General features: G+C 73.6%; 16 protein-coding genes. 12 read left to right on the top strand and 4 right to left on the bottom strand.

Annotated elements, in window-relative coordinates:
• Positions 1-42: 42 nt before the first annotated feature.
• The 3 genes from AC5P1B_RS19510 to AC5P1B_RS19500 are packed head-to-tail and all read right to left on the bottom strand — an operon-like array spanning position 43 to position 3,142.
• Entirely contained in the window at positions 43-966 is a 924-nt protein-coding gene (locus AC5P1B_RS19510) for an ABC transporter ATP-binding protein (RefSeq protein WP_493888572.1), read from the bottom strand.
• A gap of 2 nt (positions 967-968) precedes the next feature.
• Entirely contained in the window at positions 969-2,060 is a 1,092-nt protein-coding gene (locus tag AC5P1B_RS19505) for a FecCD family ABC transporter permease (RefSeq protein ID WP_493888571.1), read from the bottom strand.
• A complete protein-coding gene (locus tag AC5P1B_RS19500) occupies positions 2,057-3,142 on the bottom strand; it encodes a FecCD family ABC transporter permease (RefSeq protein WP_493888570.1) in 1,086 nt (361 codons plus the stop codon). Before AC5P1B_RS19500 ends, AC5P1B_RS19505 begins: the two co-directional genes overlap by 4 nt.
• Positions 3,143-3,260: 118 nt before the next feature.
• Between AC5P1B_RS19500 and AC5P1B_RS19495 the strand changes: the two genes are divergently transcribed.
• The 11 genes from AC5P1B_RS19495 (at position 3,261) to AC5P1B_RS19445 (ending at position 16,467) form a co-directional block, all read left to right on the top strand.
• Entirely contained in the window at positions 3,261-4,241 is a 981-nt protein-coding gene (locus AC5P1B_RS19495; RefSeq protein WP_493888569.1) for an ABC transporter substrate-binding protein, read from the top strand.
• 373 nt (positions 4,242-4,614) lie between these two features.
• Positions 4,615-5,394, top strand: coding sequence for a 2,3-dihydro-2,3-dihydroxybenzoate dehydrogenase (locus tag AC5P1B_RS19490; protein WP_493888568.1), 780 nt, complete (start codon positions 4,615-4,617; stop codon positions 5,392-5,394).
• Positions 5,395-5,727: 333 nt separating this feature from the next.
• Complete coding sequence (gene dhbC, locus AC5P1B_RS19485) at positions 5,728-6,960, top strand: isochorismate synthase DhbC (protein WP_493888637.1); 1,233 nt, start codon at positions 5,728-5,730, stop codon at positions 6,958-6,960.
• Positions 6,957-8,675: a (2,3-dihydroxybenzoyl)adenylate synthase gene (locus AC5P1B_RS19480; protein ID WP_493888567.1), complete on the top strand. Its 1,719-nt coding sequence runs from the start codon at positions 6,957-6,959 to the stop codon at positions 8,673-8,675. The genes dhbC and AC5P1B_RS19480 overlap by 4 nt, the downstream gene beginning before the upstream one ends.
• A gap of 86 nt (positions 8,676-8,761) precedes the next feature.
• A complete protein-coding gene (locus AC5P1B_RS19475) occupies positions 8,762-9,394 on the top strand; it encodes an isochorismatase family protein (RefSeq protein WP_493888566.1) in 633 nt (210 codons plus the stop codon).
• A gap of 5 nt (positions 9,395-9,399) precedes the next feature.
• Positions 9,400-9,630 carry a phosphopantetheine-binding protein gene (locus AC5P1B_RS19470; protein ID WP_493888565.1) on the top strand — a complete coding sequence of 77 codons (231 nt, stop codon included), beginning with the start codon at positions 9,400-9,402 and terminating at the stop codon, positions 9,628-9,630.
• Complete coding sequence (locus tag AC5P1B_RS19465; RefSeq protein WP_493888636.1) at positions 9,627-13,916, top strand: amino acid adenylation domain-containing protein; 4,290 nt, start codon at positions 9,627-9,629, stop codon at positions 13,914-13,916. Before AC5P1B_RS19470 ends, AC5P1B_RS19465 begins: the two co-directional genes overlap by 4 nt.
• A gap of 241 nt (positions 13,917-14,157) precedes the next feature.
• Positions 14,158-14,973: a 4'-phosphopantetheinyl transferase family protein gene (locus AC5P1B_RS19460; RefSeq protein WP_493888564.1), complete on the top strand. Its 816-nt coding sequence runs from the start codon at positions 14,158-14,160 to the stop codon at positions 14,971-14,973.
• A gap of 81 nt (positions 14,974-15,054) precedes the next feature.
• Positions 15,055-15,285 (top strand): DUF1049 domain-containing protein, encoded by a 231-nt coding sequence (locus AC5P1B_RS19455; protein WP_493888563.1) that lies wholly within the window; start codon positions 15,055-15,057, stop codon positions 15,283-15,285.
• Between the two features lie 217 nt (positions 15,286-15,502).
• Positions 15,503-16,102, top strand: coding sequence for a GNAT family N-acetyltransferase (locus tag AC5P1B_RS19450; protein ID WP_493888635.1), 600 nt, complete (start codon positions 15,503-15,505; stop codon positions 16,100-16,102).
• Positions 16,099-16,467 (top strand): glyoxalase superfamily protein, encoded by a 369-nt coding sequence (locus AC5P1B_RS19445; protein ID WP_493888562.1) that lies wholly within the window; start codon positions 16,099-16,101, stop codon positions 16,465-16,467. The genes AC5P1B_RS19450 and AC5P1B_RS19445 overlap by 4 nt, the downstream gene beginning before the upstream one ends.
• Before the next feature lie 55 nt (positions 16,468-16,522).
• Here the strand turns inward: AC5P1B_RS19445 and AC5P1B_RS19440 are convergent, their stop codons facing one another.
• A complete protein-coding gene (locus AC5P1B_RS19440; protein WP_493888561.1) occupies positions 16,523-17,929 on the bottom strand; it encodes an enterochelin esterase domain-containing protein in 1,407 nt (468 codons plus the stop codon).
• A gap of 241 nt (positions 17,930-18,170) precedes the next feature.
• On the opposite strand from AC5P1B_RS19440, the gene AC5P1B_RS19435 reads away from it, so the two are divergent.
• Positions 18,171-20,279 (top strand): DUF5107 domain-containing protein, encoded by a 2,109-nt coding sequence (locus AC5P1B_RS19435; RefSeq protein WP_493888560.1) that lies wholly within the window; start codon positions 18,171-18,173, stop codon positions 20,277-20,279.
• The last annotated feature ends 8 nt before the right edge of the window (positions 20,280-20,287 follow it).

Raw genomic sequence — 20,287 nt, 5'->3', positions numbered from 1 at the left:
GGGGGGGGGGCGGCCAGCCCGCCCCCCGGCGCGCCTAGCCCGTCACTCGGCGGTCGCGCCCCCGACAGCGGCCTTGGCGGCGAGGGCGGCCGGGCCGTCACCCTGGGCAGGGAGGTCGGCGGGGGCGTCCGGGCCGGTGGGAGCCGGGGTCTCGGCCAGGGACCGGTCGCGTGCCGCTGGTACGACCACAGGGGAGCCGTCGCCCGGTGCGGACAGGATGTCGGCGTCCACCCCGTACAACTCGCGGACCAGCGCGGCGTCCACGACCTCGCGGGACGGGCCGTGCGCGACGATCTCGCCGTCACGCATCGCGACGATGACGTCGGCGTAGCGGGCGGCGCTGGTCAGGTCGTGCAGCACCATCACGACGGTGCGCCCGGCGGCGGCCACCTCCCGGACGAGCTCAAGTACCTCGACGGCGTGGCCGAGGTCGAGCGCGCTGGTGGGCTCATCGAGGAGGACGATCGGGGTCTCCTGGGCGAGGACCATCGCCAGCCAGCAGCGCTGCCGCTGGCCGCCGGAGAGCTGGTCGAGGCGGCGTTGGGCGAGGCCGTCCACGCCGGTGGCGGTCAGGGCGGCCCGCACCGCGCGCTCGTCGTCGCGTGACCACTGCCGGAACAGGCCCTGGTGCGGGTGGCGTCCGTACCGTACGAGACCGGCGACGGTGACCGCCTCCGGGGCCTGCGGGGACTGCGGGAGCAGGGACACGCGGTGCGCGGCCTGCCGCTGGCGCAGCTTCCAGATGTCGTCGTCACCGACCCGGATGGCGCCCGCGTGCGGCTGGTGCAGTCGGGCCATGGTGCGCAGCAGGGTGGATTTGCCGCAGCCGTTGGGGCCGACGATCGCGACGACCTGACCGGACGCGATCGTGAGGTCCACTCCGCGCACGGCCAGGTGGGCGGGGGCCGACCTGCCGGTGGCTCCCGCCGGGTAGCCCGCCTTCAGCCGCTCGACGACGAGTTCCACGGTTATGCCTTTCTCGACGGGGCGCCGCCACCGAACAGCACCCACAGCAGGAACGGTCCGCCCAGCACGCTGGTGATGACGCCGACGGGGATTTCCACGGGGGCGACGACGCGGCCCAGCGCGTCGCTCGCGGCGACCAGCGCCGCCCCGGTCAGCGCCGAACCGATGACGGGCACCCGGGTCGGCCCGTACAGCTTGGAAGCGATGACCGGGGAGGCCAGCGCGACGAACGTGATGGGGCCGCCGATGCCGACGGCGACCCCGGCGAGGGCCACCGCCAGCGCGAGCGTGATGCCGCGCAGCAGCGGGACGTTGAGGCCGAGGGCGGCGGCCATGTCGTCGTCGAACCGCATCACGTCGAGGCGCCGGCCGGCGACCAGCGCCAGCGGCACGAGGACCAGCAGGCACAGCGCGAGCGGTGTGCCCACGGCGTAGTCCCTGCCGTTGAGGCTGCCGACGCTCCACAGGAAGACGCCGCCCGCCGTGTTGTCGTTCTGGCGGGACATCACCAGGTCGGTGATCGCGCCGATGACGGTGGACACGCCGATGCCGACGACCAGTACCCGGTAGCCGCGGGTCCCGGTGCCGCCCGCGAACAGGACGACGGCCGCCGCCGCCCCGGCCGCCCCGAGCGGTCCCAGCCACCAGTCGCCGACCATCGCGGTGGAACTGCCCACCACGGAGGCGACGACGGCGGCGGTCGCGCCCTCGTTGACGCCGATGACATCGGGGGTGGCGAGCCGGTTGCCCGCCAGGGTCTGGGTGAGGCAGCCGGAGACGCCGAGCGCGGCGCCGACCAGCAGACCGACCACGATGCGCGGCAGCCGGAAGTCCTGAACGAGCATCACGGTCAGCGGATCGCCCGTGCCGAGCAGCCCGTCCAGCGACTCGCGCACACTCATGCCGGTCGAGCTGGCCATCGTGGCCAGCGCGACGATGAGAGCGATCACCGCCGAGAGTCCCACCGAGACGAGCGCGGCGCGGCGGGGGAAGAGCCAGGAGAAGGTGCCCGCGCGCAGCACGACACTGTCGAGCGGGGTCACCCGCGCGGTGGTGGGGGCCGGGGTCACCCGCGGGGTGGTGGGGGCCGTCACGCGCCCGCCCCCGATCCCCCGGGACCCAGCAGGCCCTTGGTCCGCGCGATCCACACCAGCAACGGCCCGCCGAGCAGCGCGAGCAGCACACTCACCGGGGTCTCCCAGGGTCGGATGACGATCCGGGCCAGGATGTCGGCCGAGAGCATGATGTTCGCGGCGATCAGCGCGGAGAGCAGCAACTGGGCGGTCAGCCGCGGCCCGGTGACCAGCCGTGCGGCGTACGGGGCGAGCAGCCCGAGGAAGGCGATCGGCCCGGCCAGCGCGACGGCCGCCCCGGCGAGCAGGGTGACGGCCCCGGCGACCACCAGCCGGATGCGGCCCGGGTGGTGGCCCAGCGCGCGGGCGCTGTCGTCGCCGAGGGCCAGCGCGGACAGCGGGCGGCTGGCACCGAAGGCGATGAGGAGTCCGGCCAGAACCAGCGGGGCGATGGACAGTGCCGTACGGGTCTCCACTCCGGCCAGCGAGCCGATGGTCCAGTAGCGGTACACGTCGAAGGTGGACTGGGTGCCGAGCAGGACGTAGGAGGTCATCCCGTGGAACGTGGCACCCAGCGCGGACCCGGCGAGCACCAGCCGCAGCGGTGAGGCGGCGGCCCGCCCGGACGCGGCGAGCAGCAGCACGATGGCGCTCGCCGCCATGCCACCGGTCAGGGCCCAGACGAGGATGCCGTACGCGGAGTCCACGTCGAAGTAGGTGAGTCCGATGACGACTCCGAGCGCCGCACCGGAGTTGACGCCGAGCAGCCCGGTCTCGGCGAGCGGGTTGCGGGTCACGGCCTGGAGCAGGCACCCGGCGGCGCCGAGGGCGACGCCGACGAGGACGGCCGCGATGGTGCGCGGCAGCCGGACGTCGATGACGGCGAGGTGCAGCGCGGCGTCGGCGCGGGCCGACGGGTCGCCGAGGACGAAGTCGAGCGCGCGGCTCATGGGCGTCTTGCCTGAGCCGGTCAGCAAGGAGAGCAGACACAGGGCGAGCAAGGCCGCCGTCAGGGCGGCAACGGCCCACAGGGTGGGGCGATGCCTGGTCACGGGGGGCCTCGTCGCGTCGATCGGAGGCCTGGCCTCTTGCGCAACGGACATGAGGGTAGCCTAACCTCACGTCCGATCGGAGTATCGGGTGGGTCGCCAGGTCCACCCGCCGTTCGCCATGCGTGGTCGCGGGAAATGCCGTAACCGCCTGAACACTTCGGAGTACCAGATGTCCTCGCACCGTTCCGCCCGCACCCGGCTGACCGCCGTGGTCGCCGTCGCGCTCGCCTCCGCTTTGTCGCTCACCGCCTGTGGCTCGGACGATTCGGATGGTTCGGACAAGGGGGGCGGCAAGGCCAAGGACGTACGGACCATCAAGGACGCCACGGGTAAGTCGGTCAAGGGAATCCCCGAGGCGCCGAAGCGGGTCGTCGTGCTCAGCGAGATGGACCTGGACTCCTCCCTCGCGCTCGGCGTGAAGCCGGTCGGCCTGACCGCGGGCCGCGGCCAGAAGGGCGCCCCCGAGTACCTGGCGGGCAAGGCCAAGGACATCGACGTCGTCGGCGCCGTCACCGGCCCCGACATGGAGAAGGTCATCGCCGCGAAGCCGGAGCTCATCCTCGCCGGGCAGATCGCCGACAGCCAGGTGCTCAAGCAGCTGCGGGCCATCGCGCCGACCGTGGTGACCGTCGGCAAGGACAAGAACTGGAAGTCCGCGCTGACCCTCACCGGTGAGGCGCTGAACAAGCAGTCGGAGGCCAAGACCTTCCTCGCCGGATACGACAAGCGGCTCGGCGAGGTGAAGAAGTCCCTCGGGAAGAACGCCGGTTCGACGGTCAGCGTGGCTCGCTACTCGGGCAAGGGCACCGCTGTCATGCAGCAGGGCGTGTTCATCAGCGACGTGCTGAAGGACCTCGGCTTCAAGCGGCCGGGCCTGCAGAACAAGAAGGGTGCCGGGCACTCCACGCCCATCAGTGACGAGGACATCCAGCAGATCGACGGGGACTGGCTGTTCATCGGCACCCTCGCCTCCAAGGGCAAGGACGCGGACCTCTTCGGCGACCTGAAGAAGAAGCCGGCCTACAAGCAGCTGGACGCGGTCAAGGGCGGTCACGTCACCGAGATCGACGGCTCGAAGTGGACGAGCCTTGGGGGGTCGCTGGCGGCGATGTCGGTGCTGGACGACATTGAGAAGGCGATGGGCGCGTAGCGCTTTTGCCGGGTGGGGGACGCTCTTTGTGGCTGGGCTGCCCCCCGCCTGGCCTTTTTTGAGGTCGCGCTCAATCTGAGGTGACCTCAAACTGGGTCCTGGGTGTCCTCAAGCGCCGGACGGGCTTGGTTTGGCTGGGGTGGACTCGGTGTTGTGACGGTGGTTTTTGGCTGACGTGTCGTCCTCAATCGCCGGACGGGCTGGTTATGGACGGGTCGGATTTGACGGGCTGATTGTTGCGGGGCTGAGGCTGTCCTCAAGCGCCGGACGGGCTTGATGTGGGCGGGGCCTGACCTGGCGCTACCAGGGGCCTTGGGTAGGGCGTGCTAGGTTAGGCTTGCCTAAGTTCCATGAGGTCGAGGGGAAGACAACCGTGCAGCAGCCAGAACTCTCCGGGCGGATCGCGCTGGTCACCGGCGCGGGGCAGGGCATAGGCGAGGCCGTGGTCCGGGCCCTCGTCGACCGGGGTGCGCTGGTCGCCGCTCTCGACCGCAGTCCCGAGGGCATCGAGGTGCTGGAGAAGGAGTACGGCGCCGACCGGGTCGTCGCACACGCCGCCGACGTCACCGACAGCGCCGCCGTCGAGACGGTGATCGACACCGTGGAGGCCACCCTCGGCCCGATCGGCATCCTCGTCAACGTGGCCGGAATGCTGCGCCCTTCGCCGGTTGTCGACCTGACCGACGACAACTGGAGCGACACCTTCGCCGTCAACACCACCGGCGTCTTCCACACCTGCCGGGCCGTCGCCCGGCGCATGAGCGAGCGCCGTTCCGGATGTGTCGTCACCGTCGGCTCCAACGCGGCCGGAGTGCCGCGTACGAGCATGGCCGCCTACGCCGCCTCCAAGGCCGCCGCCACGATGTTCACCAAGTGCCTGGGGCTTGAGCTGGCCCGCAGCGGAGTGCGCTGCAACGTCGTCTCGCCCGGCTCCACCGACACCGCCATGCAACGGCAGTTGTGGACCGACGCGCAGGCGCCGCTGCGCGTCATCGACGGCGACCCCGCCTCCTACCGGGTGGGCATCCCGCTGGGCCGGATCGCCGAACCGTCCGACATCGCCGAGGCGGTCGCCTTCCTCGTCTCCGACCGGGCACGCCACATCACGATGCACGACCTGTACGTGGACGGCGGCGCCACCCTGCGCGCCTGACCGGGCCGCGTCGGCGCGTACGGACCCGTACCGGCCCGTACGCCCGGTCCAAAGGGGCGCCGTCACCAGGCGGCTGCCCCGCCCGAGGCCATGAAGGGCGCGCGAGCAGCCCCAGGCCGGGCCCTCATTCTCACCGTGAACCGGTGCCATCGCACCGGAGGAATGGAGTACCAGGTGACGACGGCACGCGAGGTCGCCGAAAGCCCGATACCCGGAACGTCGGGCCGGCAGGCCACCGCCGCTGACAGCGGCGCGGCGCACGCCGCGCGAGGCCAGAGCGGCGAAACCGGTCCGGGCACGGAGAACCGGGGGCGCGTGAGACCCGCCCGTGTCATCACCCGCGCCGCCTCCCTCGCGCCCCAGGCCCGCGTGGTGGACGCGGAGTCGGTGGGCGCGGCGACCGCACTGCTCGACGCCTACACCCCGGGCGACGCGCGCTTCTTCGCCTCACCCACCCGCACCCTGCTCACCCACGGCGTGCGCGCCGAAGTACCGCACGACGACCGGCCGTTGCCGGTGCGGGTCGCCGAGACGCTGGCCGCCGAGACCGCCGCGGGCAACCGCGCCCCGCTCGTCGTCGGCGCCGTCCCCTTCGACCAGTCGGCCCCCGCCGTCCTCGCCGTGCCCGAAGCCGCCCGCTGGGCGCCGCCGCTCGCCGAGGACCCGCTGATCGCGCTGCCCGTCACGGCGCCCGAGGACACCGGCTGGGACGTCACGCCGGTTCCCGCGCCCGAGGTGTACGGGGCGGCCGTGGCGGCCGCCGTCGAGCGCATGCGGCGCGGGGAGTTCGGCAAGGTCGTCCTCGCCAGGACCCTGGAACTGACGTCGGCCGAGCCCCTGGACCTGCCCGCCATGCTCCAGCGGCTCGCACGCCGCGACCCCGGCGGCTACACCTTCGCCGTACCGGCCGGTCCGGGCGCCGCGGGTGAGGGCGCCGACCGGACCCTGCTCGGCGCGAGTCCCGAACTCCTCATCTCCCGGCGTGGCGGAAGGCTCGTCACCAACCCGCTGGCGGGCTCCACGCCCCGCAGCACCGACCTCGCCGAAGACGTCCGCCGCGCCGCCGCGCTGCTGGAGTCCGAGAAGGACCTGCACGAACACGCCGTCGTCGTGGACGCGATACGCGCCGCCCTCGCCCCCTTCTGCCGTACGCTCACCGCGCCCGAGCGGCCCACCCTCGTCCGCACCGCCAGCATGTGGCACCTGTCCACCACCCTCACCGGCGACCTCATCGCCGACGGCGGCCGGACCGCCTCCGCTCTGGAGCTGGCGAGCGCCCTGCACCCCACCCCGGCCGTGTGCGGTGCGCCGACCGGCCTGGCCCGCGAGGTCATCGGCGAGCTGGAGCCCTTCGACCGCGGGCTGTATACGGGCATGGTGGGCTGGGAGGATGCCAACGGCGACGGCGACTGGGTCGTCACCATCCGCTGCGCCGAGGCGGAGGGGCGCACCCTGCGGCTGTTCGCCGGGGCCGGGGTCGTCGCCGCTTCCACGCCGGAGGCGGAGACCGCCGAGACCGGCGCGAAGTTCCAGACGTTCCTGCACGCGGTGGGGGTTGACCAGTGAGCACGCCGACTTGGCCGAGTGAGTTCGCCGAGCGCTACCGCGCCGCCGGGTGGTGGCGTGGTGAGACGTTCGGGCAGATGCTGCGCGACCGCGCCGCCGAGCACCCCGCCCGGGTCGCCGTCGTGGACCCGGCCCCGGCGCCGGACGGCTCCGCGCCGGACGGGCGCCGCTGGACCTACGCGGAGCTCGACGAGCGCGCCGACCGGCTCGCCGCCGGATTCCTCGCCCGGGGCATCACCAAGGGCGACCGGGTCGTTCTCCAGCTCCCGAACATCGCCGAGTTCTTCGAGGTGATGTTCGCGCTCTTCAGGATCGGCGCGCTGCCCGTCTTCGCGCTGCCCGCGCACCGCGCGACGGAGATCCGGTACTTCTGCGACTTCACCGAGGCCGCCGCGTACGTCATCCCCGACGCCCACGGCGGCTTCGACTACCGCGAACTCGCCAGCGAGGTCAGCGGCCAGGTCCCCACGCTGCGGCATGTCTTCGTCGCCGGGGCGGCGGGGGAGCACACCCCGCTCGCCGACGTACCGGCCGAGCCGGTCGCCATCGCCGACCCGCCCGCCCCCGGCGACCTCGCCTTCCTCCAGCTCTCCGGCGGCAGCACGGGCGTGCCCAAGCTCATCCCGCGCACCCACGACGACTACATCTACTCGCTGTGGGGCTCCAACGAGATCTGCGGCGTCGACCAGGACAGCGTCTACCTGTGCGCGCTGCCCGCCGCCCACAACTTCCCGCTCAGCTCGCCCGGCACCCTCGGCGCGCTGTACGCGGGCGCCCGCGTCGTGCTCAGCCCGCAGCCCAGCCCCGATGTGGCGTTCCCGCTCATCGAGAGCGAGTCGGTCACCCTCACCGGCCTCGTGCCACCGCTGGCCATCGCCTGGACCGAGGCGGCGCAGCGGCGTGAACACGACCTGTCCAGCCTTCAGGTGCTGCTGGTCGGCGGCGCGAAGTTCAGCGAGGAAGCCGCACGCCGGGTCAGGCCCGCCCTCGGCTGCACCCTCCAGCAGGTCTTCGGCATGGCGGAGGGGCTGGTCAACTACACGCGCCTGGACGACGACGAGGAAACCATCGTCACCACACAGGGCCGCCCGATCTCCCCTGACGACGAGATCCGCGTGGTCGACAACGACGGCAAGGACGTGCCGCCCGGTGCGACCGGCCACCTCCTCACCCGCGGCCCGTACACCATCCGCGGCTACTGGCGGGCCCCCGAGCACAACGCCACCGCCTTCACCGCCGACGGCTTCTACCGCACCGGCGACGTGGTGCGCATGACGGACGACGGCTACCTCGTGGTCGAGGGCCGGGCCAAGGACCAGATCAACCGGGGCGGCGAGAAAGTCGCCGCCGAGGAGATCGAGAACCACATCCTGGCCCACCCCGCCGTGCACGACGTCGCGGTCGTCTCCATGCCCGACGCCTACCTCGGCGAGCGGACCTGCGCGTACGTCGTACTGCGCGCGGGCGCCGAGCCGGTGCGGCCCATCGCGGTCAAGAAGTTCGTACGGGAACGGGGACTCGCGGCGTACAAGGTGCCCGACCGGGTGGAGTTCGTCGACGCCTTCCCACAGACCGGCGTCGGCAAGGTCAGCAAGAAGGACCTGCGTGCGGCCATCGCCGCCCAGCTCGCCGAGCGCGGCGAGACGGCGCCGACCACCGTTTCGGCCACGGTGCCGTCCGGAGGCGGCGAGCCCGCCGAAGCGCCGACGTCCTAGCCCGCCACCGCCCTGACCGCGCCGCCTCCGTCCAGCGCGGCCGGCTCCACCCGCACCGCCCCGTAGCCCCGAAAGGCCACTCCGTCATGGCACTGCCCGCCATCGAGCCGTACCCGATGCCCACCGCGGCCGACCTGCCCGCCAACAAGGTCGGCTGGACGGCCGACCCGAGCCGCGCGGTACTGCTCGTACACGACCTGCAGAACTACTTCCTGTCCGCGTTCGACCAGGACGCCTCACCGGTCACCGAGCTCCTGGCCAACGTCGCCCAGCTGAAGAAGGACTGCGACCGGCTCGGCGTCCCGGTGGTGTACTCCGCGCAGCCCGGCGGCCAGAGCGCGCGGGAGCGCGGTCTCCAGCAGGACTTCTGGGGTCCTGGGCTGCCCGACGACGAGCACGCCAAGGCCATCGCCGCGCCTGTCGCGCCCAGCGGCGGTGACACCGTGGTGACCAAGTGGAAGTACAGCGCGTTCGTCCGGACCGACCTCGCCGAGCGGATGGCGGCCCAGGGGCGCGACCAGTTGGTCATCGTGGGCGTGTACGCCCACATCGGCGTGCTGTTGAGCGCCTGCGACGCGTGGATGCGCGACATCCAGTCCTTCGTGGTGGCCGACGCGGTCGCCGACTTCTCCGCGGCCGACCACGCGATGGCACTGCGCTACGCGGCGGCCAAGTGCGCCGTCGTCACCACCACCGGCACGATCTTCGAGGGGAAGTAACCGCGATGGCACTCACCATGGACCAGATCCGCGCCGACGTCGCCGACGTGCTCGGCGAGGACCCGGCGGACATCCCCGACGACGAGAACCTCGTCGACTACGGCCTCGACTCCGTCCGGGTCATGGCCCTCGTCGAACGCTGGCGCCGTGACCACGGCGTCGAGGTCACCTTCGTCGACCTCGCCGAGGAGCCCGCCATCGAGCGATGGGCACCACTGCTGGGGGCCACGGCATGACCGCACTGCTCGACCCGGCCATGCCGGGCGGCGGCACGGCGGAATCCGGTGGGGAGCGCGGCACGACCGGACACGAGGCCGGGCTCCCGCTGACCGCCGCCCAGTCGGGCATGTGGTTCGCGCAGGCCCTCGACCCCGGCAGCCCGGCCCAGAACACCGCCGAGTACATCGAGATCCACGGCGACGTGGACCCCGCGGCATTCGCCGAGGCCCTGCACCGCACGGTCGGCGAGGCGGACGCGCTGCGCGTACGCGTCACCGAGGGCCCCGACGGGCCACGGCAGGAACCCATCCCGATCGAGCCACCCGGCCACGGCTTCCCGCTGCACGCCGCCGACCTGCGGGATCAGGGCGACCCGGACGCGACCGCGCTCGGCTGGATGCGCTCCGACCTCGCCGAGCCCTTCGACCTGGCCAGTGGCCCGCTGTTCACCCACGGGCTGTTCCGCGTCGGCGACGCACGCTGGCTGTGGTACCAGCGCGTCCACCACGCCGTCATGGACGGCTACGGCTACTCCCTGCTGGCCCGCCGCGTCGCCGAGGTCTACACCGCCCTCGACGCGGGCACCGAGCCAGGACCGAGCCCCTTCGGGCGGCTCACCGACCTGGTGGCCGATGACCGCGCCTACCGCGACAGCGAGCTCTCCGCCCGCGACCGGGCCTTTTGGACCGAGCAGTTCGGCGGCAAGCCGCAGGAGACCGACGAACGCGTGAACGGGGGTGTCGCGGACGGCGCGCCGGGCGCGGTGGGCCCGCTCGACCTGCCCGAGGCGCCGAGCCTCGCCGGACGCTCCGCGCTGCCCGCCCGCACCTTCGTGCGCCGCACCAGCCGCCTCGGCCCCGAGGAGACCGAGCGGCTGCGTACGCTCGCCGCCTCGCTCCGCGCCACCTGGCCCGACGTACTCCTCGCCGCCCAGGCGCTGTACGTCTCCCGCGCCACCAACAGCGACGACGTCGTCCTCGGGCTGCCGATGATGGGCCGCATGGGCTCAGCGGCCCTCCGCGTCCCCGGCATGGTCATGAACGTCCTGCCGCTGCGGCTGACCGTCACCCCGGACGCCACCTTCGCCGAACTCGTCCGCCAGGTCGTCCTCGGCATCCGGGCCGTCCGCCGCCACCAGCGCTACCGCTACGAGGACATCCGCCGCGACCTCGGGCTGCTCGGCGAGGGCCGCGCGCTCGTCGGCCCGCTGATCAACGTCATGCCGTTCGACTACGGACTGACCTTCGCCGGTGCCGGCTCCGACGCGCACAACCTGTCCACCGGGCCCGTGGACGACCTCACGGTCAACATCTACGACCGCACCGACGGCACCGGCCTGCGCATCGACTACGACGGCAACCCCCAGCTGTACGGGGAGGCCGAACTCGCCGCGCACCAGGACAGGTTCCTGCACCTCCTCGCCCGTGTCGCCGCCCCGGGCACCGACCCGCACGCGTCGCTCAGCGGCCTGTCCATCGCCACCGACGACGAGCGGGCACTCGTCCTCGGCGAGTTCAACGACACCGCGACGCCCGTCCCGCCGACCACCCTCATCGGCCCGATCGAGTCACGCGCGGCCCGCGTCCCCGACGCCACCGCGCTCGTCTTCGGTGACAGCGCCCTGACCTACGGCCAGCTGAACGCCCGCGCCAACCGCGTCGCCCGGCGGCTGACAGCGCTCGGCGTGCACCCCGGCGCGCTCGTCGCCGTCGCGCTGCCGCGCTCGGTCGACCTGGTCGTCGCGCTGCTCGCCGTGCTGAAGGCGGGCGGCGCCTACCTGCCGCTCGACCCGGACTACCCGGCCGACCGGCTCGCCTACACGCTGGATGACGCGGCCCCGGTGTGCGTGCTGACCGACAGCGCGACCCAGGACGGCCTGCCGCCCACCGCGTTGCCGCTGCTCGTCCTGGACGACCCGGACCTGCGGGCGGAACTGGCGCGCTACCCCGGCACCGACCCGGGTCGCGCGCTCACCCCGCAGCACCCCGCGTACGTCATCTACACCTCCGGTTCCACCGGGCGCCCCAAGGGCGTCGTCGTCCCGCACTCCGCGATCGACAACCGGCTGCGCTGGATGCAGGCCACCTACCCGCTGGCACCGGACGACCGGGTGCTCCAGAAGACCCCGTCCGGTTTCGACGTCTCCGTCTGGGAGTTCTTCTGGGCGCTGCGGGAAGGCGCGACGCTCGTCGTCGCCGATCCCGGTGGCCACCAGGACCCGGCCTACCTGGCCAGGACCATCAGCGAACAGCGCGTCACCACCGTGCACTTCGTGCCGTCCATGCTCCGGGTCTTCCTCACCGAGCCAGGCGCGGCGGACTGCGCCGGACTGCGCCGGGTGTTCTGCAGCGGTGAGGCACTGGCCCGGGAGACCGTGACGGACTTCCACCGGCTGCTGCCGGGCGTTCCCCTGCACAACCTGTACGGGCCGACCGAGGCCGCCGTCGACGTCACGTACCACCCGTGCGAGCCCGGCGAGAGCGGTCCCGTGCCGATCGGCAAGCCCGTCTGGAACACCCGGCTCTACGTTCTCGACGCCGCGCTCCAGCCCTGCCCGCCCGGCATCCCCGGCGAGCTGTACCTGGCCGGGGCGCAGCTCGCGACGGAGTACCTGGGGCGGCCGGAGCTGACCGCGGCCCGCTTCGTCACCGACCCGTTCGCCGCCGAGGACGCTCCCGGCGGGAAGGGCGGCGCCGCCGCCCGCATGTACCGCACCGGCGACCTCGCGCGCTGGCTGCCGGACGGCGCCGTGGAGTACCTGGGCCGCACCGACCACCAGGTGAAGCTGCGCGGCCTGCGCATCGAACTCGGTGAGATCGAGACGGCGCTGGCCGCTCAGGACGGCGTCGCGGCGGCCTGCGTGCTGGTCCGCGAGGACCGCCCCGGTGACCAGCGCCTCGTCGGCTACGTGACGGCCGCGGCGGCCGGCCCCGGTGGGCCCGATGGCGAAGCGGACACGGACCCGCACCCCGACGAGCGGGGCCCGGCGCACGCCGCCGGGACCCCGCCCCAGACTGGGCGGTCGGCCCTGGCGGATGCCGCCGCTGGAGCCGACCGCTCTGATCCGGCCGACGCGGGGGCCGCCGCCCCTGCGGCCCTCGACCCCGCCGCGCTGCGCGCCCGGCTCGCGGCGGCACTGCCGGACTACATGGTGCCGAGCACCATCCTCGTGCTGGACGACTTCCCGCTGAGCCCCAACGGCAAGCTGGAACGCAAGGCGCTGCCCGCGCCCCCGGCCGCCGCCGCGAGCGAGGGCCGTGCGCCGCGCAGCCACCAGGAGGAGACCGTCACCCGGCTGTTCGCCCAGGTGCTCGGTGTGCCGCAAGTGGGCGTCGACGACAGCTTCTTCGACCTCGGCGGCAACTCGCTGCTGGCCATCCGGCTCGTCGCGGCCCTCAGGGACACCCTCGGCGCCGAACTCGCCCTCGGCGCCCTCTTCCAGGCGCCCACCCCCGCGGCGCTCGCCGACCGGCTGCACGCCGGGGACGGCGAACGGGGCGACGGCGCGGGCGACGACGCGCTGGGCGTGCTGCTGCCGCTGCGCGCGGGCGGCAGCCGACGGCCGCTGTTCGTCCTGCACCCGGCGGGCGGCATCAGCTGGTGCTACACGGGGCTGCTGGCCCCGCTCGGCCCCGACCAGCCGGTGTACGGGCTCCAGGCCCGCGGCCTGACGGCGCCGGAACCACTGCCCACGACCATGGAGGAGATGGCCGAGGACTACCTGGCCCAGATCCGCGCCGTACAGCCGCACGGCCCGTACCGGCTGCTCGGCTGGTCGGTCGGCGGCGTCATCGCGCACACCATCGCCGTACTCCTCCAGGAAGCGGGGGAGCAGGTCGAACTCCTCGCCATGATGGACGCCTACCCCTCCGACCAGTGGCGGGGACAGGCCGTCCCCGCCGAGGCGGACGCGCCGCGCGCGCTCCTGCGGATGGCCGGGTTCGACGTCGAGCCCGGGGAGAACCCCACCCACGAGCAGGTGCTCACCACGCTGCGCCGCGAGGGCAGCGCGCTCGCCGGCCTGCCGGACTACACGCTCTCCGCCGTCGTCGGCATCGTCGTCAACAACGCGACGCTGATGCGCCGGCACGACCACCGGCCCTTCGACGGTGACGTGCTGTTCTTCACGGCGACAGCGCCACGACCGGAGGACTGGCTGACACGCGACGCCTGGAAGCCGTACGTCACGGGTAGCGTGATCAACCACGACATCGACTGCCTGCATCCGCAGCTGACCCAGCCGGGACCCATCAGCGTGGTGGCGGCCGCTGTCGCGGAGCACCTGGACCAGCGGAGCACCTGATCCGGCGGGGAACCCGGCCCAGCGGACGAGCCGTAGCGGCAGATCCGCCGGGCCGGGGACCCGGCCGTCTCGGGGGTGAGCGCGCGGGCAGCGCGGCCGAACCGGCAGGAGGAGCGGGGCAGATGAACGTAGACACGCCATGCGGCGCAGACCTGGACGACCCGGCCGCGCCGGGGCGGTCCCTTCCGGCGCCGAGCGGGCCGGGCGAAGCCGCCCGCACGCCGCGCGCGGCCACCGGCCGATGACGGCCGTCGACCCCGGGATCGGGGACGCCGCACGCATCCCGGGCCCGCCGGTGGCGGCCGGGTCGGCCGGTACGGGCGAGCCCAGCGTCTTCGGCCGTGATCCGCTTCCCACGGAGGTCCCCGGCGCGCTGTGGGCCGACGGCGGAGCCCCCCGGCTGTGGCTGCTGAGCGTCGCCGCGTGGACGGAGGCGGCGGGCGACGGGCCGCCCGTCGCGGTCCTGGACGACACGGAGCGGGAGCGCGCCGCGCGCTTCCTGCGGCCCGCCGACCGCGACCGCTACACGGCGGCGCACGTGGCACTGCGGCAGCTGCTCGGCGGCTACCTCGGCCAGGACCCGGCGGCCGTGCCGTTCACCCGTGAGGCGTGCCCCGGCTGCGGCGGCCCGCACGGCCGCCCCGCCGTCCCCGGCGCACCGCTGCACTTCTCCCTCTCCCACGCGGGTGACCTGGTGCTGTTCGCCTTCGCCGGTACCCCGGTGGGCGCGGACGTGGAGCGGGTGCAGTCGGCCAGGACGGTCGCCGATATCGCCCCCGGCCTGCACCCGCGCGAGTACGCCGAGCTGTCGGCGCTGCCCTGGGCCGACCGCCCCACCGCGTTCGCCCGCTGCTGGACGCGCAAGGAGGCGTATCTGAAGGGGATCGGCACCGGGCTGTCGCAGGACCTGTCGGTGACCTACGTCGGCTCGGGGCCGCGCCCGTCCCCGGTCGGCCGCTGGACGCTGGCGGACATTCCCGTACGGCCTGGCTACGCCGCCGCCTGGGCGGCCGCCGGTCTCCACACCGCCGACGTCACCCGGACAGTCCAGACCTAGGCCCGAAAGGATGCGCGCGCCGCCCAGCCGACCATGCTGGACCCAGGGGGGCGGCCGAGTTCCGACGGAAGGGTCCAGCCAATGAGCCCCAAGAACCAGAAAACCGGTGGAGGCCAGGGCGGGCTGCTCACCCCCGGCAAGATCACCCTGATGGTGGTCGCGGTCCTCGCGGTGGTCTTCATCGTGGAGAACACCCGCCAGGTCAAGATCCGGCTGCTGATCCCCGAGGTCACGATGCCCCTGTGGCTGGCGCTGGGGGCGATGGCCGTCATCGGCGGCCTGTGCGGGGCGTACCTCTTCAGACGGCGGTGAGGACGGCGGTGACGACGGCTGGGAGAGCGGTGGTGGAGGCAGCCGTGGAGACAGCCGTGGAGACAGCCGTCAGGGCTCCGGTGAGAGCGCGGGTGGTGCGGCGGTACGGGGGCGCTGCCTCCCCCGGCTCGCAGCGCGGCGAGCCGCTTCGTACGATGAGCCGATGCCTGCCGCACGGTCTGCCGCACCGCCTGACGAACCGGGTCCCGGGCCCCGGATGACCGGCACCGCCGATTCCGGTGCGCGGCCCCCCGCCGCCGCCGGGTACCTCGCGCACGGTGAGCGCACCGCCATCCGCCACCTCGGCAGGGGCGATGAGCAGGAGTTCACCCTGGCCGCGCGGCGGAGCGTCGCGCTGCACCGGCCGTGGCTGTTCCCGCCGACGACCGGTGCGGAGTTCGCGCGCTACGCCGGACGGCTGGAGGAACCCGGCCGGGAGGGCTTCGTGGTCTGCGACCGGGAGACGGACCGGATCGCCGCGTTCATCACGGTCAACAACATCGTCGGCGCCGCCTTCCAGTGCGGGGCGCTCGGCTACGGGGCGTTCGCGCACGCGGCGGGCCGTGGCCTGATGACGGAGGGACTCGGCCTCGTCATCGCGTACGCCTTCGGCCCGCTGGCGCTGCACCGGCTTGAGGCCAACATCCAGCCCGGCAACGACCGGTCGCTGGCGCTGGTGAAGCGGCTCGGCTTCCGCCTTGAGGGCTTCTCGCCGGACTTCCTGTACATCGACGGCGCGTGGCGCGATCACGAACGCTGGGCCATCACCGTCGAAATGACCCGCGCGGGCCGCGCAGGGGGCACAGTGAAGGCATGACTGTTGCCTTCCGTCGCACCGTGCCCGTGATGCGGATCTTCGACCGGGCCAAGGCCCACGCGTTCTACGTCGGGTACCTGGGCTGCGCCGTGGACTGGGAGCACCGCTTGGGCGACGGAACGCCCCTGTACTCCCAGGTGTCCCGGGGGTCTCTCGTGCTGCACCTGTCGGAGCACCATGGGGACGGCACCCCGGGCACGGTCGTCTACATCGAACTCGACGGCGTGCGGGAGCTGCACACCGAGCTGCTCGCCAAGGACTACCCGCAGCTGAACCCGGGCCTGGAGGAGGACGAGGTCGGTCTTTCGGTCACCGTGCTCGACCCGTTCGGCAACCAGTTGCGTTTCAGCCAGCCGGCGGACTGACCAGAGCCGGGGGCCGGCCCGGGTCAGCCGGGGTCAGCCGGGGCCAGGGAGGAGGTCAGTTCTCCCCGCCGGAGCGTGCCGGCCCGTCGCCGAACAGGGCGACCAGGCCGTCCGCCAGCTCGGTGCGCCAGCACAGATAGTCGTGGCCGCCGTTGAACTCCCGGTAGCTGACGGTGTGGCCCTTCGCCCGCAGCGCCTGGGGCAGCCGCCGGTTGGCGGGCAGCAGCACCCACTCCTGCTCGCCCGCCGACAGCCAGAAGCGCACGGGACGCACAGGGTGCGCGGGGCGCTCCGGGGCCGCCGCGACCAGCGAGGCGAAGCACTGTTCGTCCGGCCCGTCCGGCCACCAGAAGGAGCCGGACTGGGCGAGCGCGTTGCCGAACCGGTGCGGTGCCCGCAGGGCGGCGTGCGCGGCCATCAGGCCGCCCAGGCTCTGCCCCGCGAGGACGGTGCGCGCGGGCTCGGAGGTGACGGGCCAGCGCCCTGCCGCCCAGGGCAGCAGCTCATCGGTGAGGAAGTCCACGAACCGGTCGTCGCAGGCCAGTTCGTCCCACCGGGTCTCGTTGCCGAGCGACTCGGGCAGCAGCGCGACCAGCGGCGGAATCCGGCCGTCCGCGATCAGGTTGTCGAGCAGCGTGGCCACGCCCAGCTGCGGCTGCCACATCTCCCCGTCGAAGAGGACGAGAACGGGAAGCCCCTCCTGCCCGGCGGGTTCGGCGGTCGTGCCGTTCTCACCGGGACCGGCGGTCTCGTCAGCTTCCGCAGGCCCGGCGGAGGGCACGTACCCGGCCGGTGTGTAGGCCCACACCCGCCGCTCGTTGCCGAGGACGCCGCTGCGGACCAGGTGGACCGAGACCGCGCCCGCCGGGGCCTCGGCACGCGGCTCCCAGTCGGCTGCTCCCGGCGTGCCGGTCAGCTCCACGACGGACTGCGGCTCGCCACCCCAACGGCGCGGCAGCGTCCTGCGGTTGAGCGGGTCGGGGCGGCCCTGGCCGCGCAGCCACCGCGCGTAGGCGGGGCCCGTCAGCTCGGCAGGACCCGGCGCCGTGCCCTGCTCCGTGGGCTGCCCCTCGTCCACGCACAGCGCGTACGTCGCACGCCAGTCGCGGCGCATCCGCAGCGACCAATGCCAGATGTCGGTGCCCGGCAGCCTCGTCATCAGGTTGCGGTCCATGTCGCGGGGGTCCACGACCTTGTTGGGCAGCACCATGACGGCGCGGGTCGCCTGCGTGCCGCGCCAGAGGAAGGTGACGACGGCGTGGTCCGCGCTGCCCAGCGGGTCCGGCTCGACGAGCGGCGTGCCCTCGGCGGCGGTCTCCCGCCAGAACCCGGCTACCGCCTCCGCGTCCGGCCGCCGCCCCAGCGCCGCGATCCTGGGGCTGTCGGCCCGGGGGACTGGTGCGGGGCGCGGAATGCGCGGTGGACGCCTGGGCGCGCCGGTCGGTGGGGCGGGCGCGGGCATCGGCAAGACCTCCGGAATGTGGACAGGTGCTGGCGGGGCAGGCAAAGAACTCCTAAAAGATTAGGGTCACCTTACCTCGCTCTCTCCCGGTGTCCGCCGCCGGTGTCCGCCTCCAGTGATCGTTTTGGCGTAACTCTGACCGAGGGAGCCCCTGTTCAGCGGGGCTTTCACCCTGTTCCATGGTCATCGGACGGTCGCCACAGCCGAGGTGGCCCCAGGCGAAGGACTGAGTGAGGCAGCTGTGGCAACGAGCGTGCGACGTATCACCCTGACCCTTCCCGCCGCGCCGCTGGGACCGGAGAACCCGCTGCCCGCCCTGCGCCCGCTGGACGAGGTCCACCACATCGACGACGAGGTGCGCGCGCGGCTGCCCGACCAGATGGCCAGGCAGGTCGCGTACGAACCGCTGCGCTCGGTCCTGCCCACCCGGCTCCGCGACGCCTACACGCGCGAGCGCGCCCCCGCCGGCATCGACGCGATCGTGATCGAGAACGACCGGCTGCGCGCCACCGTGCTGCCCGGCCTCGGCGGCCGGGTGTACTCCCTGGTCCACAAGGCGACCGGGCGGGAACTCCTCTACCGGAACCCGGTCTTCCAGCCCGCGGACTTCGCGCTCAACGGCGCCTGGTTCTCCGGCGGCATCGAGTGGAACATCGGCGCCACCGGCCACACCACCCTGTCCTGCGCCCCCCTGCACGCCGCCCGGGTGCCCGCGCCCGACGGCGGGGAGATGCTGCGGCTGTGGGAGTGGGAGCGGCTGCGCGACCTGCCCTTCCAGGTCGACCTCTGGCTCCCCGACGGCTCCGACTTCCTGTACGTGGGCGTGCGGGTACGCAACCCGCATCCGCATCCCGCCCCCGTCTACTGGTGGTCCAACATCGCCGTCCCCGAGGACGAGCACACGCGCGTCCTCGCCCCCGCCGACACCGCCTGGCAGTTCGGCTACGAGCGTGCCCTGCGGCGCGTGACCGTGCCCGAGTGGGAGGGCGCGGACCGCACCTACCCGCTGCGCGGCGAGTACGTCGCCGACTACTTCTACGACGTGCCCGACGGCACCCGGCGCTGGATCACCTCGCTGGACGCCGAAGGCCGCGGCCTGGTGCAGACCTCGACCGACCTGCTGCGCGGCCGGAAGCTGTTCCTGTGGGGCGCGGGCGACGGCGGCCGCCGCTGGCAGCGCTGGCTCACCGAGCCCGGCACCGGCGGGTACGCCGAGATCCAGGCGGGACTGGCCCGCACACAGCTGGAGCACGTACGCCTCGGCGCGGAAGAGGAGTTCAGCTGGCTGGAGGCCTACGGGCCGCTGGCGGCCGACCCCGCCGCCGTGCACGGGGCGGACTGGGCGGGCGCCCGCGACGAGGTCGCCCAGCGGCTCGAAGCCGCCTTGCCGCGAGCCGACGTGGACGCCGCGTACGCCGCCTGGCTGCCGTTCGCCGACGCCGAGCCGAAGGAGTCCCTGGCCACCGGCTCGGGCTGGGGCGCGCTGGAGGTGGAGCGCGGCGGATACGTCCTGCCGGGCACGCCCTTCGTCCCGGCGACGCTCGGCGCGGACCAGCACCCGTGGCGCGAACTGCTGCGCTCCGGCGCCCTCCCCGCCCCCGAGCGCGCCCAGCCGCCCGGCCCCTCGCTGGTCTCCCGGAACTGGCGTGAACTGCTGGAGACCGCCGACGCCGACGTCCTCGTCGACCCGCACCTGAAGTACCACCTCGGTGTCGCACAGTGGCATGCCGGAGACCGCTCGCAGGCCGTCCGCAGCTGGGAACGCGCCATCGAGATCAGCGACTGGTGGCCGGTGCTGCGCTGCCTGGCCATCGCCGACCAGGAGGACGCCCACGCCGACCGCGCCGCCGACCGCGCGCTGGCCGCCTTCCGTGGCGCGCTGGAGGGGTGGCGCGTATGCGGGGCCGGTGCCGCCGGAGCGCCCGGAGCCGACGGGGCGCGAGCGCCGGGCGAGGAGACCACGGAGCGGTGGACGGCGGCGCTCGCCGGGCTCGGACGCGAGACGGTGCGCGCGCTGCTCACCGTGGACCGCGCGGACGAGGCGCGCGAGGTGCTGGAAGCGCTGCCCGCCGCGCTGCGCGAGCGCGGCAGGTTCACGCTGCTGGGGGCGCAGGTCATGCTGGCGCGCGGCGAAGTGGCGGCGGCTCGCGCGGTCTTCGACGAGGGCTTCGAGGTGGACGACCTGCGCGAGGGCGACGAGACGCTGAGCGACACCTGGTACGCGGTGGCCGAACGGCTCATCGTGGAACAGGACCCGGGCGGGCGGCTCACCGCGGAGGACGTGCGGGCGAGGGCGCGCGCCGAGCACCCGCTGCCGGACCGCTACGAGTACCGGATGCGGCCCTCCTGACTCGGCCT

This window comes from Streptomyces sp. A01 (assembly GCF_059026195.1).
This window is presented reverse-complemented; position numbering and strand designations above follow the sequence as displayed.

Coding starts and splice junctions, on each gene's coding strand:
- AC5P1B_RS19500 (WP_493888570.1), bottom strand. CDS start 3,142: ATGTCCGTTGCGCAAGAGGCCAGGCCTCCGATCGACGCGACGAGGCCC.
- AC5P1B_RS19495 (WP_493888569.1), top strand. CDS start 3,261: ATGTCCTCGCACCGTTCCGCCCGCACCCGGCTGACCGCCGTGGTCGCC.
- AC5P1B_RS19475 (WP_493888566.1), top strand. CDS start 8,762: ATGGCACTGCCCGCCATCGAGCCGTACCCGATGCCCACCGCGGCCGAC.
- AC5P1B_RS19470 (WP_493888565.1), top strand. CDS start 9,400: ATGGCACTCACCATGGACCAGATCCGCGCCGACGTCGCCGACGTGCTC.
- AC5P1B_RS19465 (WP_493888636.1), top strand. CDS start 9,627: ATGACCGCACTGCTCGACCCGGCCATGCCGGGCGGCGGCACGGCGGAA.
- AC5P1B_RS19460 (WP_493888564.1), top strand. CDS start 14,158: ATGACGGCCGTCGACCCCGGGATCGGGGACGCCGCACGCATCCCGGGC.
- AC5P1B_RS19455 (WP_493888563.1), top strand. CDS start 15,055: ATGAGCCCCAAGAACCAGAAAACCGGTGGAGGCCAGGGCGGGCTGCTC.
- AC5P1B_RS19450 (WP_493888635.1), top strand. CDS start 15,503: ATGACCGGCACCGCCGATTCCGGTGCGCGGCCCCCCGCCGCCGCCGGG.
- AC5P1B_RS19445 (WP_493888562.1), top strand. CDS start 16,099: ATGACTGTTGCCTTCCGTCGCACCGTGCCCGTGATGCGGATCTTCGAC.
- AC5P1B_RS19440 (WP_493888561.1), bottom strand. CDS start 17,929: ATGCCCGCGCCCGCCCCACCGACCGGCGCGCCCAGGCGTCCACCGCGC.